The organism is Aeromonas sp. Marseille-Q7275 (genome assembly GCF_965119515.1).
In genome coordinates this window covers 234828-253161 of record NZ_CBCPLW010000003.1, presented here as the reverse complement: position 1 = coordinate 253161, position 18334 = coordinate 234828, and the positions used below count along the sequence as shown (strand labels likewise).

At 65.8% G+C, this 18334-nt stretch carries 17 protein-coding genes; 12 read left to right on the top strand and 5 right to left on the bottom strand.

The window, feature by feature from the left end; genetic code table 11:
- Positions 1-59 precede the first annotated feature (59 nt).
- Positions 60-1064: a substrate-binding domain-containing protein gene (locus ACWPWQ_RS05010; RefSeq protein WP_106885518.1), complete on the bottom strand. Its 1005-nt coding sequence runs from the start codon at positions 1062-1064 to the stop codon at positions 60-62.
- Between the two features lie 217 nt (positions 1065-1281).
- Between ACWPWQ_RS05010 and galE the strand changes: the two genes are divergently transcribed.
- The 6 genes from galE (at position 1282) to bacA (ending at position 7890) form a co-directional block, all read left to right on the top strand.
- On the top strand, positions 1282-2295 hold the full coding sequence (gene galE, locus ACWPWQ_RS05005; protein ID WP_454009154.1) for a UDP-glucose 4-epimerase GalE: 1014 nt from the start codon (positions 1282-1284) through the stop codon (positions 2293-2295).
- A 51-nt stretch (positions 2296-2346) separates the two neighbouring features.
- Positions 2347-3396 (top strand): UDP-glucose--hexose-1-phosphate uridylyltransferase, encoded by a 1050-nt coding sequence (locus tag ACWPWQ_RS05000; RefSeq protein WP_454009153.1) that lies wholly within the window; start codon positions 2347-2349, stop codon positions 3394-3396.
- 91 nt (positions 3397-3487) lie between these two features.
- Entirely contained in the window at positions 3488-4636 is a 1149-nt protein-coding gene (gene galK, locus ACWPWQ_RS04995) for a galactokinase (RefSeq protein ID WP_454009152.1), read from the top strand.
- 48 nt (positions 4637-4684) lie between these two features.
- Positions 4685-5677 carry a galactose-1-epimerase gene (locus ACWPWQ_RS04990; RefSeq protein WP_454009151.1) on the top strand — a complete coding sequence of 331 codons (993 nt, stop codon included), beginning with the start codon at positions 4685-4687 and terminating at the stop codon, positions 5675-5677.
- Positions 5678-5808: 131 nt separating this feature from the next.
- Positions 5809-6804: an aldo/keto reductase gene (locus tag ACWPWQ_RS04985; RefSeq protein ID WP_454009181.1), complete on the top strand. Its 996-nt coding sequence runs from the start codon at positions 5809-5811 to the stop codon at positions 6802-6804.
- A 270-nt stretch (positions 6805-7074) separates the two neighbouring features.
- A complete protein-coding gene (bacA, locus tag ACWPWQ_RS04980) occupies positions 7075-7890 on the top strand; it encodes an undecaprenyl-diphosphate phosphatase (RefSeq protein ID WP_454009150.1) in 816 nt (271 codons plus the stop codon).
- Positions 7891-7949: 59 nt separating this feature from the next.
- Here bacA and ACWPWQ_RS04975 read toward each other — a convergent pair whose 3' ends face one another.
- From ACWPWQ_RS04975 to ACWPWQ_RS04965, 3 genes are all read right to left on the bottom strand, one after another.
- The gene (locus tag ACWPWQ_RS04975; protein WP_139437985.1) at positions 7950-8615 is read right to left on the bottom strand and encodes a ChrR family anti-sigma-E factor; all 666 of its coding nucleotides are present in this window, start codon (positions 8613-8615) and stop codon (positions 7950-7952) included.
- Complete coding sequence (locus ACWPWQ_RS04970; RefSeq protein ID WP_025328693.1) at positions 8608-9177, bottom strand: sigma-70 family RNA polymerase sigma factor; 570 nt, start codon at positions 9175-9177, stop codon at positions 8608-8610. Before ACWPWQ_RS04970 ends, ACWPWQ_RS04975 begins: the two co-directional genes overlap by 8 nt.
- Before the next feature lie 124 nt (positions 9178-9301).
- The gene (locus ACWPWQ_RS04965; protein WP_202047633.1) at positions 9302-9868 is read right to left on the bottom strand and encodes an LON peptidase substrate-binding domain-containing protein; all 567 of its coding nucleotides are present in this window, start codon (positions 9866-9868) and stop codon (positions 9302-9304) included.
- A 314-nt stretch (positions 9869-10182) separates the two neighbouring features.
- On the opposite strand from ACWPWQ_RS04965, the gene argS reads away from it, so the two are divergent.
- From argS to hslU, 4 genes are all read left to right on the top strand, one after another.
- Entirely contained in the window at positions 10183-11928 is a 1746-nt protein-coding gene (gene argS, locus ACWPWQ_RS04960) for an arginine--tRNA ligase (protein WP_454009149.1), read from the top strand.
- A 3-nt stretch (positions 11929-11931) separates the two neighbouring features.
- Positions 11932-12771, top strand: coding sequence for an SPOR domain-containing protein (locus ACWPWQ_RS04955; RefSeq protein WP_139437992.1), 840 nt, complete (start codon positions 11932-11934; stop codon positions 12769-12771).
- Positions 12772-12958: 187 nt separating this feature from the next.
- Positions 12959-13492, top strand: a complete 534-nt coding sequence (hslV, locus tag ACWPWQ_RS04950; RefSeq protein WP_025328697.1) for an ATP-dependent protease subunit HslV — start codon at positions 12959-12961, stop codon at positions 13490-13492.
- Between the two features lie 68 nt (positions 13493-13560).
- A complete protein-coding gene (hslU, locus tag ACWPWQ_RS04945) occupies positions 13561-14889 on the top strand; it encodes an HslU--HslV peptidase ATPase subunit (protein ID WP_005328414.1) in 1329 nt (442 codons plus the stop codon).
- Between the two features lie 60 nt (positions 14890-14949).
- Here hslU and ACWPWQ_RS04940 read toward each other — a convergent pair whose 3' ends face one another.
- Entirely contained in the window at positions 14950-16338 is a 1389-nt protein-coding gene (locus ACWPWQ_RS04940; protein ID WP_454009148.1) for an MFS transporter, read from the bottom strand.
- A 188-nt stretch (positions 16339-16526) separates the two neighbouring features.
- Between ACWPWQ_RS04940 and ACWPWQ_RS04935 the strand changes: the two genes are divergently transcribed.
- On the top strand, positions 16527-17447 hold the full coding sequence (locus ACWPWQ_RS04935) for a LysR family transcriptional regulator (RefSeq protein WP_454009180.1): 921 nt from the start codon (positions 16527-16529) through the stop codon (positions 17445-17447).
- A gap of 228 nt (positions 17448-17675) precedes the next feature.
- A complete protein-coding gene (locus tag ACWPWQ_RS04930) occupies positions 17676-18308 on the top strand; it encodes a TetR/AcrR family transcriptional regulator (protein ID WP_454009147.1) in 633 nt (210 codons plus the stop codon).
- Positions 18309-18334 lie beyond the last annotated feature (26 nt).

Below are 18334 nucleotides of genomic sequence, written 5' to 3'. Positions count from 1 at the left end.
GTAGACGTGCCTCCACCGCCTTCACCCCACCGCCATGACGGCGGCGGGAGATGAAGCGATCAGAGCCTGACGGGCGCGACCGAGTGGCGATTGATCAGGGTCGGGGTGTAGATCCGGCTCTGCACCGTCTCGCTCTCCCCGGCGGCGAGTTGCAACGCCAGCTTGGCGGCCTGGGCGGCCATGAGTTCGATGGGATAACGCATGGTAGAGAGCTTGGGCCTCAGATATCTGGCATAGATGATGTCATCGAAGCCCACCACCGAGACCTCTTCCGGCACCTTGAGGCCGTTGTCTGCCAGTACGGAGATGGCCCCTGCCGCCATGGCGTCGTTGTAGGCCACCACGGCCGTGATGGGCAGCCCCTTGGCCAGCAGGTTGAGCATGGCGCGCTCCCCCCCTTCCTCATTGGGCATGCCGCTCTCCACCAACTCGGGATCGGCGCTCAGGCCCGCCTCGGCCAGGGCATCCTGATAACCCTGATGGCGCAGCAGGGCATCCTCGATGGCGTGATCCGAACTGAGAAAGGCGATGTGGCGGTGCCCCAGCTCCAGCAGATGGCGGGTCGCGGTGGCGGCCCCCTGCCGGTTGTTGAGGGCGATGCAGCGCCCCCTCAGGCTCGGGATGTCGCGGTTGATCAGCACCATGCCGGGGGCCCGCAGGGCGTAGTCGATGAGCTCCTCGTCGCTGAGCGCCTTGCTGTGCACCACCAGCGCCTCGCAGCGCTTGCCGATCAGCAGCTCGATCGCTTCCCGCTCCTGCTGGGCGCGGTGAAAACCATTACCCATCAGCAGGTGCAACCCCTGCTCCACCGCCACTGCGGCGACCCCCTTGACCAGGGCACCGAAGAAGGGATCCGCCACGTCACCGACCACCACACCCATGGTATCGCAGGTCTGGCTGACCAGGGCCCGGGCGTTGGCGTTGGGGGTGTAGCCCAGCTCGGCCATGGCCTTCTGCACCACCTCGCGGGAGGCGGCACTGGCCTTGGGTGAGTTGTTCATCACCCGTGAAACCGTTGCCACCGATACGTTGGCCAAACGGGCGACATCCTTGATGGTGCTCATGCTGTTTTCACTTATTTCACGGTTCGATATGGCGCCATTATACCGGGCAATGTCACTGATAACAGGGGGAAAAGCCATGTCGATGCATTTATAACCACACAAACAGGTGTAATCGTTTCCACAATTTTGTTAACCAGTTCACAGTTTGTCCGCCAGCCCCTCGGCTAGACTCCTGCTCAGGCTTTCCTTGCGTGAGGCACGAACGGTGGAGAAGAGGATGAGAGTACTGGTGACCGGCGGTTGCGGCTATATCGGCAGCCACACCTGCCTGGCCTTGCAGGCGGCAGGCATGGAGCCCGTGGTGGTGGACAACCTCTGCAACAGCAAGGCCGCCGTGCTGACACGGGTTGCCGCCATCAGCGGGCAGATGCCCCGCTTCTATCAGGGAGACATTCGTGATCCCGCCCTGCTGGACAGCATCTTCGCCGAGCAGCAGATAGACGCCGTGATCCACTTCGCCGCCCTGAAAGCGGTCGGCGAATCGACCCGTATCCCCCTCGAATATTATGAGAACAACCTGAGCGGCACCCTGGTGCTGCTGCAGGCGATGAAGCGGGCCGGGGTTCACAACCTGGTGTTCAGCTCCTCGGCCACCGTCTACGGCGACCCGGCCAGCACCCCCATCCGGGAAGACTTCCCCCGCAGCGCCACCAATCCCTATGGCCGATCCAAGTTGATCATCGAGGAGATCCTCGAAGATCTGCAAACCGCCGAACCCCACTGGAGCATGACGCTGCTGCGCTACTTCAACCCGGTCGGCGCCCACGAGTCCGGCACCCTGGGGGAGGATCCCCAGGGCATGCCCAACAATCTCATGCCCTACATCACTCAGGTGGCCATAGGTCGTCGTGACTGCCTCTCGGTCTTTGGAAACGATTACAACACCGTGGACGGCACAGGGGTGCGCGACTATATCCATGTGATGGATCTCGCCGAGGGGCACGTCAAGGCGCTGCACCACTGCGCGGGGCGAGGCGGCGTCCACCCTTACAACCTGGGCACCGGCCAGGGCCAGAGCGTGCTGCAGATGGTGGCGGCGTTCGAGGCGGCATGCGGCCGCCCCCTGCCCTGTCGCATCGAACCGAGGCGCCCGGGCGACATCGCCGAATGCTGGGCGGACCCCGCCAAGGCCGAGCGCGAGCTGGGCTGGCACGCCAGCCGGGATCTCGCGGCCATGTGCGCAGACAGCTGGCGCTGGCAGCTCGCCAACCCGAACGGTTACGAGGAGTAGGCCTGCCGGCCTGCCCGTTACGATTTTCTCAACTCATTGATTGGAGTGATGATGTTCAACCCTGTTGATCACCCCCACCGCCGTTTCAACCCGCTGACCGGCCAGTATGTGCTGGTCTCCCCCCACAGGGCCAAGCGCCCCTGGCAGGGTCAGGTCGAAAAAATAAGCCAGGCACCGAGCCAGTCCCACGATCCGGACTGCTTCCTCTGCGCCGGCAACAAGCGCGTCACTGGCGACCAGAACCCCGACTATCGGGACACCTTCGTCTTCACCAACGACTTCGCCGCCCTGATGCAGGACACCCCGGCCGCCGACGGCGAGCAGGATCCCCTGCTCAAGCTGGAGGCCGCCCGCGGCACCAGCCGGGTCATCTGCTTCTCGCCGGATCACGGCAAGACACTGCCCGAGCTGCCCCTGCCCGCCATAGAGGCGGTGATCCGCACCTGGATGAGCCAGGTGGCCGAGCTGTCGAGCCAGTGGGAATGGGTGCAGGTCTTTGAAAACAAGGGCGCCGTCATGGGCTGCTCCAACCCCCACCCCCATGGCCAGCTGTGGGGCTGCGACTTTCTGCCCAACGAGATAGCCCGCGAAGAGCAGCACCAGCGCGACTGGCTGGCCGAGCACGGCCGCCCGCTGCTGCTGGACTATGTGGAGCGCGAGCTGCAAGACAGATCCCGCATCGTGGTGGAGACGGCACACTGGCTGGCCGTGGTGCCCTTCTGGGCGGCTTGGCCGTTCGAAACCCTGCTGCTGCCCAAGGCCCATGTGCCCTCAATGCTGGATCTCACCCAGGAGCAGCAAGAAGATCTGGCGGTGGCGCTCAAGGAGCTCACCAGCCGCTACGACAACCTGTTCGAGTGCAGCTTCCCCTACTCCATGGGCTGGCACTTCGCGCCGCCGCGCTCCGATTGCCCCGAGGCCTGGCAGTTGCACGCCCACTTCTACCCGCCCCTGCTGCGCTCCGCTACGGTGCGCAAGTTCATGGTGGGCTTCGAGATGCTGGCCGAAACCCAGCGCGATCTCACGCCGGAACAGGCGGCAGAACGACTGCGCGCCCTCTCCCCCATTCACTACAACCAGGCCGATGGGGAAATACGATGAAACCCAGTCCATGTGTTCTGACGCCGGAGCAAGCCGCCGAGCGCCTGCGTTCCCTCTCCCCCGTTCATTACAAAGCCAATGAGGTGACCCCATGACCCCCAGCCAACGCGTCAGCGCCGTGTTTGCCGAGCAGTTTGAGCAACAACCCGACCTGCTGGTGCGCGCCCCCGGTCGCGTCAACCTCATCGGCGAGCACACCGACTACAACGACGGCTTCGTGCTGCCCTGTGCCATCGACTACGAGACCTGCGTCGCCATCGGCCTGCGCAGCGACAACCTGGTGCACGTGATCGCCGCCGACTACGGCAACCAGCGGGATCTGTTCAGCCTGGACAAGCCCATCACCCATCACCCGGACCAGCGCTGGAGCGACTACATCCGCGGCGTGGTCAAGCATCTGCAGGCCCGTGGCCATGCCCTGCGCGGCCTCAACCTGGTGGTCTCGGGCAACGTGCCCCAGGGCACCGGCCTGTCGTCGTCCGCCTCCCTGGAGGTGGCCATAGGCCAGGCCTTCAAGGAAGCCCTGGGGCTTTCCATCAGCCAGGCCGACATCGCCCTCAACGGCCAGCAGGCGGAGAACCAGTTTGTCGGCTGCAACTGCGGCATCATGGACCAGATGATCTCGGCGAGCGGCGAGGCGGACCACGCTCTGCTGCTGGACTGCCGCTCCCTGGAGACCCGCCTCATCCCCATGCCCACTGATCTGGCGGTGCTCATCATCAACTCCAACGTGCGCCGCGGCCTGGTGGACAGCGAATACAACACCCGCCGCCAGCAGTGCGAGACCGCCGCCCGTCACTACGGGGTCAAGGCGCTGCGCGACCTGGATCTGGCCGCGCTGGAAGCGGGCAAGGCCGGACTGGACGAGGCCTGCTACCGTCGTGCCCGCCACGTGGTGGGGGAAAACGCCCGCACCCTGGCCGCCGCCGACGCCCTGGCGAGCGGCGATCTGGTACGCCTCGGCGAACTGATGGGGCAGTCTCACGCCGCCATGCGGGACGACTTCGAGATCACCGTGCCCCCTATCGACGGCCTGGTGGAGATCATCAAGGCCCAGATCGGCACCCAGGGCGGCGTGCGCATGACAGGGGGCGGCTTTGGCGGCTGCGTGGTGGCCCTGCTGCGCCCGGCGCAGGTGGACGAGGTGATCGCCGTGGTCGAGGCCGAGTATCCGGCCAGGTTTGGCCTCAAGGCGGACTGCTACGTCTGCCGCGCCAGCGCCGGGGCCGGCAGGCTCTAACGGGAAGCACATGAGTGACAGCTCACCGATCATCGAAACGGGCAAACCATGAAGACATTCGAACTGGAAAACGAGGAGGGGCTGCGCCTGCGCGGCCTCGAATTTGGCGCCACCCTCACCTCCCTCAGCCTGCCGGTAGCTGGCCAGCACCGTGAAGTGCTGCTGGGCTGCGCCGACGAGGCTTATGCCGCCCAGCAGGTGTGGCTGGGGGCGGTAGCGGGTCGCTTTGCCAACCGCATCGGCGGCGCCGAGCTGGTGCGAGGGGACGAACGCTGGTCTCTCGACGCCAATCAGGCCCCCCACTGCCTGCACGGCGGGCGCGACGGATTCCATCGCCAGCCCTGGCAGATCAAGGAGCAGGAGATGGACAGGGTCAGGCTGGCGCTGCTCTCAAGGGCGGGAGATCAGGGCTTCCCCGGCAACCTGCGGGTGAACCTGGAGTACCGGCTGGAGCAACAGGATCTGGTGGTCGACTTCAGGGCCAGCACGGACGCACCGACCCCGGTCAGCCTCACCAGCCACGCCTACTTCAATCTCGATGGCCACCAGGGCGGCAGCGATGGGCGCTCCGATATTCGCAATCACGCCATCAGCATCAATGCCGATCGCTTCCTGCCCACCGACCAGAGCGGTTTGCCGCTCGCCATCACGCCGGTGGAGGGCCCCTTCGATCTGCGCAATGAGCGCCTCATCGGGCAGGATTGGCTGAGCCATCCCCAGCAGCTGCAGGCCAAGGGCTTTGACCACGCCTTTGTGCTGAACGGCCCCGCACAGCCGTGGGCGGCACGGGTGGTCTCGGGAGATGGGCAGTTGGTGATGGAGGTCCACACCAATCAGCCCTCCCTGCAGTTCTACACCGGCAACTGGCTGGCCAGCACGCCGGACCGCAGCGGTCGGCCATACCGGGATTACGACGGTTTCTGCCTGGAGGCGCAGCAGCTGCCGGACAGCCCGAACCGGCCCGAGCTGGGGGATCCCTGGCTGCTGCCAGGCCGGCTGTATCACCATCAGACCCGTTACCGTCTGATCCCCGCAGGCTAAGACCCTCCCGACCTCCCCCTTCGAAAAGGGGGAGGCGCGATGACACTTATCCCCTTAAGAAGAGGAGGGGGGCTCTTCGCCTCCTCTTGCTAACGACAGTCCACCGAGCCAACTCAGGAGTCTTGATGACCATGGATGATCACTACCTCGCCGCGCCGGATCGTTACCAGCGCCAGCCCTACCGCCCCGCCGGTCGCCACGGCCTGCGCCTGCCCGGCATAGGCCTCGGCCTCTGGCACAACTTCGGCGCCGGGAGCGATCCCGCCAGGGTGAAGGCCATGGTGCATCAGGCCTTCGATCTCGGGATCACCCACTTCGATCTCGCCAACAACTACGGGCCGCCGCCAGGCTCCGCCGAGACCACCTTCGGCGGCGTGCTCAAACGCAGTCTGGCCCCCTACAGAGACGAGCTCATCATCGCCAGCAAGGCGGGTTATGTGATGTGGGACGGTCCCTACGGCGATGGCGGCAGCGCCAAATACCTGTTTGCCAGCCTGCACCAGAGCCTGCGCCGGCTCGGGCTCGACTATGTGGACATCTTCTACCACCACAGGCCGGATCCCCGCACCCCGCTGGAGGAGACCTGTCAGGCGCTGGCACTCATGGTGCGCCAGGGCAAGGCGCTCTATGTCGGCCTCTCCAACTACCCGGCCGAGCTGGCCGCCAGGGCGGCGACCCGGCTGGCCGAACTCGGCACCCCCTGCCTGGTCAACCAGCTCAAATACTCCCTGTTCCAGCGCGACATCGAGGCCGAGACGCTGCCGGTCTGCCGCGAACAGGGGATGGGGGTGGTCGCCTTCTCGCCCCTGGCGGGGGGCCTGCTCAGCGATCGCTATCTGGAAGGGATCCCGGCGGACTCCCGCGCCGCCAGCGCCAGCCCCTTCCTCAAGCCCGACCAGATCACCGCGGACAAGCTGGCCCGCATTCGCGCCCTCCACGCCCTGGCGCAGCAGAGGGGCCAACCCCTGTCACAGCTGGCATTGCAGTGGGTGCTGCGCGAGCCCGTGGTGAGCTGCGCCCTGATCGGCGCCAGCAGCCCGCAGCAGATAGTGAGCGCGGTCGAGGCCCTGGCCCTGCCGCCACTGGACGAGGCGCTGCAGCAGCAGATCCTGGCGGTGCTGGCATGACGAATTGGCCCCGCCACGGGCCGCTGACTGGCCGTGGCGGCCATGTCAGAAGGTGACGGGGCGGCAACGACGCCCGGGACAGATCCACTCAAGCCGCAGCGCCCTGGCCCTGCACCATGCGGAAGGGGCCGACCGCCGGACAAGGGCCGGAAACCGCACAGGAGTCCCCAATATTCTCTGGTTGCCCGCGTGATTTTCCGCCATCATTGGCCGCCCCGACCCTGATCGGGGCTGATTTTATCCGGACCCATCAACCAAGAGATCTGTACCATGACCGAATCCTACGCCCTGTTTGTGGCCTTCGTGCTGGGCATAGTGGAAGGCCTGACCGAGTTTCTGCCCGTTTCCTCCACCGGCCACATGATCATCGTCGGCCACCTGCTCGGTTTCGAAGGCCCCAAGGCCGCCACCTTCGAGGTGGTGATCCAGCTGGGCTCCATCCTGGCGGTGGTCGTCATGTTCTGGCGCCGCCTGTTCGGCCTCATCGGCATCCATTTTGGTCAGAAACCGGCACCTGGGCATGCCACCCTCTCCCTGGTGCACATCGTCCTCGGCATGCTGCCCGCCGTGCTCATCGGGCTGGCCATCCACAGCTGGATCAAGGCCCATCTGTTTGGCCCTGAAACCGTGATGTATGCCCTGGTGGCCGGCGGCATACTGCTGATCATCGCCGAGAAGTGCCGCCCCGCCGTCACCGCCGAGACCCTGGACGACATCAGCTACAAGCAGGCGTTCGGCATAGGGCTGTTCCAGTGCCTGGCGCTCTGGCCCGGCTTCTCCCGCTCCGGCGCCACCATCAGCGGCGGCATGCTGATGGGCATCAGCCGCCATGCGGCGGCCGAGTTCTCCTTCATCATGGCGGTGCCCATGATGATGGCGGCCAGCGGACTGGACCTCTACAAGAGCCGCGACTTCCTCTCCATGGCCGACCTCCCCATGTTTGCGGTGGGCTTCGTCACCGCCTTCGTGGTCGCCATGATCGCCATCAAGACCTTCCTGGCGCTGATCCGTCGTCTCGACTTCATCCCCTTCGCCATCTACCGCTTCGTGGTGGCCTTCGCCGTCTACCTGGTATTTGTGGCCTGATTCAGCCGCGACACCATGAAAAAGGGACCTTTCGGTCCCTTTTTCTATTGCTGCCCACCTCAGTAGAGGCGGTGGCTGATGCCGTTGAGCAGCCGCGACAGCCCCTTGGTGAAGTGGACGGGGGCGTCCTGCACCGTGTAGCAGAGGCAGCCGTCCGGGGTGTGCGGGCTGTGGGCGTGGCTGGCGTCGCGCCAGATGAAGTCCCCCGCCTGATAGCAGGTGTCCCCCTCCTGCATGTTGCCCGCCAGCAGCAGGGTCAGCTCATAGCCCTTGTGGGTATGCTCGGGGATGCGACCACCGGCCTCGATATGGAGCAGGCTGGCGCGGGCCCCCATCTCGTCCAGCGGCAGGCTGTGCTGGCGAATGGCGCCCACATGGCGCCACTTGGGCGCATGGTGGCGGGCCAGCACCCGTGGCAGCCGGTAGGATTGGCCCGCGACCCGCAACTCGGGCGCCGGCTGCGCGCGCGGCATTAGCTCGGCCGCCGTCGCCACGGGCTGTTGCAGTATCTCCGCCAGCATGGCGTCGAGCCCGGCCGGCAACCCCTGGTCCGGTGCGGCCGGCGCCAGCAGCTGGTTCGCCAGCTCGGCCTCAAGGGTCTGTACCCGGGCGGCACACTCGGGGCAGAGCTCGCAATGGGCAGAGACACCGACGGCCAGCGGCAGGGGCAACTCGTCTGCGGCGAAGGCCCGCAACATGAGTTCAGTCGGATGGGTCTTAATCATGGCCTTGCTCCACTTGCTCTTTCAGTTTCTGTAATGCCAGCCGGAGGCGGGACTTGATGGTCCCGAGCGGCACACCTAGCCTGTCGGCCAGCTCCTGCTGGGAAAACTCCTGCAGATAGATGCCGCGCACCACCTGCTGTTGCGGCTCCGGCAGGGTGGCGAGGTAGTCTGCCATCTGGCGAGTCAGCACGGCGTCCTCCCCGCCGCTCAGGTGCTCCTCCTCCGCCCTGAACTCCAGCAGGGGCCACAGCTCCTCGGCGCAGAGATCCTCCTTGCTGGCGCGACGGCGCCGCAGCATGTCGAAACTCTGGTTGCGCATGACGGTGTAGATCCAGGTGGTCGGCGCCCCCTTCTCGGGGTGATAGAGGCGCGCCTTCTGCCACACCAGCAACATGGTCTCCTGCACCAGCTCGAGGGCGTTGGCCTCGCTGCCGAGGTGGCGCATCCCATAGCTGCGGATACGCGGCGCGAAGTGGTGGAACAGGGTGGCGAAGGCGACCTTGTCGCCATGCTCGGCCACCCGGATGAGAAGAGACGTCAGATCGCCATCTGGGTTGTCCATGGGGGGCGATGTCCTGCGTGGAGCCGATTGTGGTTGGCCAGTATATGCCATTGCGCCATCCCTTGAGTGTTGCTGTCATCACCATTACGACGGGCGGGGCAAAAGGATCACCGGGGACGGGAATTCAGTGGCTCGCGACCAGCAGGCCGCTCAACAGGGAGAGGGCGGGCTGGTTGTCCTTGGCCGCGACCAGCCACTGCTTCTGCTCCACCGGGATGGGCAGCACCTCCAGCCAGCGCTGGGCTACCCAGCTGGCGTCATCCCAGTCGGGCTCGGGGTAGAGGGCCGCGTACTCCGGATAGTCGTTGAACACATCCTGCAGCGCCTTGGCCAGGGAGTGCTGGTCGGCCTTGAGCCGGCCGCTCTGCCAGGGGGGCAGCGGCTCCACCTCGCCGACCCGCAGGCCGTCCGGCTCCTGCCACAGATCGACTATCCTGACCCGCTCCACCCCGAGCACCGTGATGCCGAGCAGACCGTCCGGCAGCAGATCGAAATCGATGATCCGCACCCGGGTGGCGATGGGATACATGTTGCGCAGGGCATCGGGCTGGCGGGGGTCCAGCATACAGAGCGCAAACTCCCGCTCCTGCACCTCGGCTATCATGCGCTGATACCTGGGCTCGAAGATGCGCAGCGGCATGATGCCGCCGGGCAGCAGGTGGGCGGAGAGTGGAAACAGCACCAGTGTCATGGGAATCGTCCTCTAGCGACTTCCTCTAAGGATACGACCGCCGGACGACACGGGATCATTCAGACCAAATTGGAATAAATAACCCCTTAACAATCAGGGGAAAATAGCCTGGACAAGCCGCTTCGATATGCAGTAGAAATGGATAACCACCACTTATACAAATCAATATTCTGCAATGTGGTGAAAAACGCAGTGAAATATCCGCCACCCCAAGGGGGTCGGGCCATTCCTATAGTTTTCTCGGCCCGATGCGGGTAAAATTCACGCCCTTATCCAGTCAGTCATTTTTCGACGCGCAACCTCGGTGGTCAGTTATGAAAGAGCATATTCATCATCTACTTGAACAAACGGTAGCCAATCTCAAGTCCGCGGGCGTCCTGCCGGCCGACCTGGAAGCCCGGGTGCAAGTAGACCGATGCAAGGAGAAGGCTCACGGCGACCTGGCCACCAACCTGGCCATGCTGCTGGCCAAACCGGCCCGCAAGAACCCCCGTGAGCTGGCCGCTGCCATCATAGAGCACCTGCCCGCCTCCGATCTGATCGCCAAGGTCGAGATCGCCGGTCCCGGCTTCATCAACTTCTTCTTCGACCCGAGCTGGCTGGCCGGTCAGGTGGAAGCCATGGTGACCTCCGCCAACGCCAACGTGAAGCTGCCGGCCCCGCAAACCGTGGTGGTGGACTACTCGGCGCCGAACGTGGCCAAGGAGATGGCGGTGCACCACATCCGCTCCACCGTCCTCGGTGACGTCGCGGCCCGCGCCCTGGAGTTCCTCGGCCACAAGGTGGTGCGTGCCAACCACATCGGCGACTGGGGCACCCAGTTCGGCATGCTGATCGCCTATCTGGAGAAGATGGCCAACGAGCACGCCTCCGACATGGAGCTCAAGGACCTGGAAGCCTTCTACACCCAGGCCAAGCGTCACTACGACGAGGACGAAGCCTTCGCCGAGCGCGCCCGCAACTACGTGGTCAAGCTGCAGGGTGGCGATGAGTACTGCCGCACCATGTGGAAGAAGCTGGTCGACATGACCATGGAGCAGAACCAGCGCAACTACGACCGCCTGAACATCTCCCTGTCCAACAAGGACATCATGGGCGAGTCCATGTACAACGACATGCTGCCCCAGATAGTGGCCGACCTGAAGGCCCGCGGCCTGGCGGTCGAGAGCGAAGGGGCGACCGTGGTCTTCCTGGACGAGTTCAAGAACAAGGATGGCGAGCCCATGGGCGTCATCATCCAGAAGAGCGATGGCGGCTTCCTCTACACCACCACCGACATCGCCTGTGCCAAGTACCGCTACGAGAGCCTGGGCGCCGACCGTGTCATGTACTTCATCGACTCCCGTCAGCACCAGCACCTGATGCAGGCCTGGACCATCACCCGCAAGGCGGGCTATGTGCCGGAGTCCGTCCCCCTCGAGCACCACGCCTTCGGCATGATGCTGGGCAAGGACGGTCGTCCCTACAAGACTCGCTCCGGCGGCACCGTCAAGCTGGTCGATCTGCTCAATGAAGCCGAAGAGCGCGCGAGTGCCCTGCTGGAGAGCCGCAACAGCGATCTCTCCGCCGAAGAGAAGGCCAAGGTGGTGCATGCCATCGCCATGGGCGCGGTCAAGTATGCGGATCTCTCCAAGAACCGCACCACAGACTACATCTTCGACTGGGACATGATGCTCTCCTTCGAAGGCAACACTGCCCCTTACCTGCAGTACGCCTACACCCGTATCCAGTCCATCTTCCGCAAGGCGAACATCGATGCCGAGGCCCTGACCGGCCACGTGACCCTGAACGAAGAGGCCGAAGAGGTGCTGGCCCAGAAGCTGATCCAGTTCTCCGACGCGGTCAACGGCGTGGCGGACAAGGGCATGCCGCACCTGCTGTGCACCTATCTGTACGAGTTGTCCGGCAACTTCATGACCTTCTACGAAGCCTGCCCGATCAACAAGGACGGCGTGGACGAAACGACCCGCAACAGCCGCCTGCTGCTGTGTGCCGCCACCGCCAAGGTGCTCAAGCTGGGCCTGGGCGTGCTGGGCATCCACACCCTGGAGCGCATGTAATAGATGGCGACCCGGGATTACGTCGGCAACAGCCCGAGACGACGGGCCGGTGGTCGTAACATCAAGAAAGCGGCGCCTCGCCGCTTTCCTGTTATCCCGGCACTGCTGGCCGGGGCCCTGGTCGTCGGCTTTGGCGCCTTCCTCTACCTGATCAACGGCAAGGGGGCGGATGCCCCCACCATCGAAGAACAGGTGAAGGCCAACAAACCCAAGGCACAGGGTCATACCCTGCCCCAGGAGAAGTGGAGCTACATCGAGCGGCTGGAGAACAAGCAGGTGGACATCATAGAGCCGCCGCCCCAGCCGGGCGTGCTGCCGCCACCGCCTGCCGAGACTCTCACCCTGCAACCCGAGAAGCTGCCGCAGCCGGTACCGACCGAGATCCCCCAGCCCGGGACCCCTCTCGGCCAGGTGAAACCCTTCCAGCCGCAGCCGGTGCAACCGACCAAGCCGGCCACCGGCGCCCCGGTCGCCAGCGCACAAGAGCAGGTGATCAACCAGAAGGCCGAGCGTGAGCGGATGGAGCGGGAGATCCGTGCCGAACTGGAGCGGGAGCGCGCCGAGGCCGCGAGGGCCAAGGCGGCGACCCAGACGGCGGCAGCCGACGGCGGTCGTTACATGATGCAGTGCGCCGCCCTGCGCTCGCAGGATTCTGCAGAGTCGCTCAAGGCGCGCATCGCCTTCGGTGCCGGCCTCTCCTCCAGCCTGCAGGTGGTCAATGGCGCCAATGGCACCGTCTACAAGGTGATGGTGGGCCCCTTCAGCGGCAAGGCGGCGGTCGATGCGGCCAACCGCAAGCTGCAAGGCTCAGGCATCAGCGGCTGCATCCCCAAGAAAGGCTAGCCACACAGCCAATCAGGAAGGGCCGGGGGACAACCCCGGCCCTTCTCCTTTCGACTCCCCTCTCCCTCGCCGACACGGCCTCCCCCTTTTTCCCGACAACAGGCAGGCTTGAAAAGCCGGTTTGCCATCCCCATCTTTCTTGCCATGCACAGTCCGGCCGTCATTCGGCTCAAGCGAGGTAAGTAAAGTGACTACCATAGTTTCCGTCCGCCGCAACGGCCAGGTCGTGATCGGCGGTGATGGCCAGGTCTCCCTCGGCAACACCGTCATGAAGGGCAACGCCCGCAAGGTTCATCGTCTCTACAACGGCAAGGTGCTGGCAGGTTTCGCCGGCGGCACCGCCGACGCCTTCACCCTGCTCGAGCGCTTCGAAGCCAAACTGCAGGCCCATCAGGGCAACCTGGAGCGCGCCGCCGTGGCGCTGGCCAAGGACTGGCGCACCGATCGCGCCCTGCGCCGCCTCGAGGCCCTGCTGGCCGTGGCCGACGAGCACAAGTCCTTCATCATCACCGGCAACGGTGACGTGGTGCAGCCGGAGCATGATCTGATCGCCATCGGCTCGGGCGGCAACTTCGCCCAGTCCGCCGCCATCGCCCTGCTGGAAAACACCGATCTGGATGCCAGGACCATAGTCGAGAAGTCCCTCAAGATTGCGGGCGACATCTGCGTCTTCACCAACGGCAACCACACCATCGAAGTGCTGGACTACAGCGCCAAGTAAGGGCGCCCGTCAGCCAACTCATTCTCCAAGGGGTGGGCCCTGCCCGCCCCGGATACAGGAACTCCATCATGTCCGAGATGACCCCGAGAGAAATCGTCCACGAGCTGGACCGTCACATCATCGGTCAGGCCGATGCCAAGCGCGCGGTGGCCGTGGCCCTGCGCAACCGCTGGCGCCGGATGCAGCTCAGCGAAGAGATGCGCCATGAAGTGACCCCGAAAAACATCCTGATGATAGGCCCGACCGGGGTCGGCAAGACCGAGATCGCCCGTCGTCTGGCCAAGCTCGCCAACGCCCCCTTCATCAAGGTGGAAGCGACCAAGTTCACCGAAGTGGGCTATGTGGGCAAGGAAGTGGACAGCATCATCCGCGATCTCACCGATGTCGCCATCAAGCTGGTGCGCGAGACCGAGATGGAGAAGATGAAATACCGCGCCGAGGAAGCCGCCGAGGAGCGCATCCTCGACGCCCTGCTGCCGAACCCGCGCAACAGCTGGGGCGAGGAGGAGAAGGCCGACAACTCCAACACCCGCCAGATCTTCCGCAAGAAACTGCGGGAAGGTCAGCTGGATGACAAGGAGATCGAGCTGGATCTCGCCGCCACTCCCATGGGCGTCGACATCATGACCCCGCCGGGCATGGAAGAGATGGCCAACCAGCTGCAGGGGCTGTTCCAGAACCTGGGCCAGCAGCAGAAGAAGAAGCGCAAGATCAAGGTCAAGGAGGCCATGAAGGCGCTGATCGAAGAGGAGGCGGCCCGCCTGGTCAACCCGGAAGAGCTGAAGCAGAAGGCCATTGCCGCGGTCGAGAACAACGGCATCGTCTTCCTCGACGAGATCGACAAGATCTGCAAGCGCGGCGAGAGCTCGGGCCCCGATGTCTCCCGCGAAGGGGTGCAGCGCGATCTGCTGCCCCTGGTCGAGGGTTGCACCGTCAACACCAAGCACGGCATGGTCAAGACAGACCACATCCTGTTCGTCGCCTCCGGCGCCTTCCAGGTGGCCCGTCCGTCTGACCTCATCCCCGAGCTGCAGGGTCGCCTGCCGATCCGGGTCGAGCTGACCGCCCTCACCACCCATGACTTCGAGCGGATCCTGACCGAGCCGAACGCCTCCCTGACCGATCAGTACCAGGCGCTGATGGCCACCGAAGGGGTCAAGATCGAGTTCACCCAGGACGGCATCCGCCGTCTGGCCGAGGCGGCCTGGCAGGTCAACGAGCGCACCGAGAACATAGGTGCCCGCCGTCTGCACACGGTGATGGAGCGGCTGATGGAAGACATCTCCTATGACGCCTCCGAGAAGTCCGGCGAGACCTTCGTCATCGACACCGACTACGTCAACGCCCACCTGGGTGCCCTGATCGAGGACGAGGATCTGAGCCGCTATATTCTGTAAGCGCGCCCCTCCCGATGAAAAAACGCCTCCCTTCGCGGAGGCGTTTTTTATGCGTCCCGCTCAGGCCCTAACCGGCACCCCCTCCCGGCGAGGACCCACCAGCCAGAGCGCCAGGCCAATCAACAGGGCGCTCAGGGCGAAGAGGGCCCGGGTGCCGAACACCAGCTCGCTGGCCAGGGTCAGGCCCTGCTCCCCCACCAGGGCGGCGAACAGGCCGCCGAGCCCGGCCACCCCGGTCAGCTGACCCAGATTGCGCGACAGGGTCAGCAGACCGGCCACGGCGCCCCGGGTCTGCTCACTCGCCTCACCCACCACGGCACTGTTGTTGGCGGTCTGGAACAGGGCATAACCTGCGGTCAACAGCAGTATGGGCAGCAGATAGCCGAGCGGGCCGAACTGCCCCGCCACCCCGGCCAGGACGAGGGCCGCAGCCCCCATGACTGCCAGCCCCAGCCGGACCACCTGCCGTGCCCCCAGCCTGTCCACCAGCCAGCCGGCGGGCATGCCCGTCAGGGCCGCCAGCAGGGGCCCGCCCGATATCATCAGGCCGACAGTCCCGAGACTGAGGCCGAAGACCCCCCTCAGGTAGAAGGGACCTATGAGCAGGGTCAGCACCATGACGCTGGCCACCAGGGCGCTGGCGACAAGGCCGTTGCGCAGCCCAGGGGCCCCCAGCAACGCCAACGGCAGCAGGGGCACAGGGGCGTTGCGCTCGCGGCGAACGAACGAGGCCGTGACCAGCAGGGCCCCCGCCCCCCACCAGAGGGCCAGGGCGCCCCCCAGGGTCAGCGCCAGGCCGTAGCAGAGCAGGGCCGCCACCAGCAGTGACAGGCTAACGAGGTTCACCCCCTCTTCATGTGGCGAGCCGCCATCCCGGGGCAGACCGAGCCGGGCACAGCCCAGTGCCAGCAGGCTGAGGGGCACCAGCAGCAGGAAGGGGGCCTGCCAGCCAAAGCCGGCCGTCAGCAGGCCGCCAAAGGAGGGGCCGAGCGCCGTGCCACAGGCCGACAGGGTACCGAGCAGTCCCATGCCCCAGCCCCGCCGCGCCGGCGGCACCAGCTGGCCCACCATGGCCAGTGCCAGGGAGAGCATGCAGGCCGCAGCGATCCCCTGCAGGGCACGGGCCGCGATCAGCCAGCCTATGGTCGGCGCCAGGGCGCACAGCAATGAGGCCAGCGCAAAGAGCCCCAGCCCCAGGAGCAGCAGGCGACGCCGACCGAACCTGTCCCCCAGCCGGCCGGCCACCACAGTCAGGCAGGTGATCCCCAGCAGATAGGCCACCAGCACCCACTGCAGACTGGCAAAGGGCACAGCAAAGGCCTGCCCCAGGGCAGGCAGCACCATGTTGGCCAGGCTCCCCCCCAGCATGGGCAGCAGGGTGGCGAGGCCGAGCGCCAGCAGGCCGAGGCGGCGAGCGGCAGGGGTCGGGAGGGGGTTGAGTGGCGACATGATCCGATCTCCGGCAGAGGATGATGCCCACAAGGCTAGCGGGAGGCATGATCAGGCGGAAGACGCACGGCTTGCAGCTTATAGCTGCACCAGACGCCATATGAAGAGAGAGGTTCTCGCGTATGATGAAGCCAACCGGCCGTCATGGGTCCATCACCCGGGATCCCCGGCTCGGCGAGGGCAATGCCATGAATACCCCCGACTTCAATCTGCTGCTGACCCTGGATGCCCTGCTGGACGAGGGCAGCGTGGCCGGTGCCGCCAGACGACTCTCCTTGAGCCCCTCCGCCATGAGCCGCGCCCTGGCCAGGCTGCGGGAGACCACGGGCGACCCCCTGCTGGTGCGGGCGGGCCGGGGTCTGGTGCCCACGCCGCGGGCCCTGGCCCTGCGCGCTCAGGTCAGCCAGCTGGTGCAGGATGCGCACGCCGTGCTGCGCCCCCAGCAGGAGATAGATCCGGCCCGGCTGGTGCGCACCTTTCGCCTGAGATCCAGCGACGGCTTCGTGGAGGCGGTCGGCCCTGCCCTGCTGGCCCGGCTCGCCGCCGAGGCCCCCGGGGTCAGGCTGCACTTCCTGGCCAAACCCGACAAGGGGAGCGGCCCCCTGCGCAGCGGCGAGCTGGATTTCGAAACCGGCGTCATAGGCGCAGAGACGGCGCCCGAGCTGCGTACCCAGGCGCTGTTTCAGGACAGCTTCGTCGCCGTGGTACGTCCGGGCCACCCCCTGTGCGAGGGCCCCCTGACCGCCGCCCGCTATGCCGCCGCCCGCCACATACTGGTGTCGCGGCGCGGGCTGGAGCTGGGCCCCATAGACGAGGCCCTGGCGCGCCTCGGGCTGACACGCGCGGCGGCGACCCTGGTCCCCGGCTTTGCCACTGCCCTGGCCCTGGTGCGGGGCAGCGACCTGGTGGCGACCGTGCCCGAGCGGCACTGCGCCGCCCTGCACGCCGATCTGGTGACCCTGCCCCTGCCCTTCCCGCTGGCAGGGATCAGGGTCGCCCTGATCTGGCACCCCAGCCAGGACGCCGACCCGGCTCACCGCTGGCTGCGCGCCCTCATCCGCGAGACCTGCGCCCAGGCCCCCTATGGAGGGGACGCCAGGGAGAGCTGATCGCCCCCCGGCGGCAGACAAGTCCACCTGCGGGCCGCCCGGGAAGCAGGACGTGGCCGTACGGGAGTCCGAGGCTTCTGGTCCGCTGCACCCGCCCTTTCCCTCCTTCACACAGCGCCGCAAGGCGCCGCTCACCCTTGTTCAAAAAAAGATCGACCCGCCCCCTTCCCACGGATTTATACGAGCGTATAATTCAGTTCAAAATCTATACGGAAGGAGCCTTGCTGGATGCACCCCACTCGTCAAAAACTGCTCGATACCGGCCTTGCCATCGCGACCGACAAGGGGTTGCGCGGCCTCACGGTACGCGAGCTGGCGGCGGCGGCCGAAGTCAATCTCGGCACCTTCGTCTACCACTTCGGCAACCGCGACGCCTATATCGACGAGCTGGTGGAGCTCTGGTACGCCCCTCTCTATGACGAGCTCAAGGCGGTGGCGGCCAAAGGCTCCTACCCCTCCGCCATCGCCATGTTCGAAGCGACCATGGAGGCGCTGATCGCCCTGGTGGCGCGCCAGCGCGGCTTCATCAACCACCTGTTTGGCGATGCCCTGGCTGGCGAGCGCGCGGCCCAGCGCTTTCTGCTGAGCCTGCCGCGCCGCCACCCCCTGCTGCTGCTCGAGCAGGTTCAGAAGGCGCAGGCGGAGGGCTCCCTGGTGGCGGGCAACCCGCTGCAGCTGATGATCTTCATCATGGGCTCGGTGGGTCTGCCCCTGGTGATCGCCGGCGGCGGTCGCCAGCTCGGCTGGTTGCCCCCGGAGGCCGCCCCCTTTCTGTCCCAGATAGACAACCCTGAGGCCGCCCGGCAACGCCTGGTATGGGCCCTGCGCGGCCTGCGCCGCCCCGAAGGAGATCCCGCATGAAACAACGCATCGCCATCCTGGCCCTG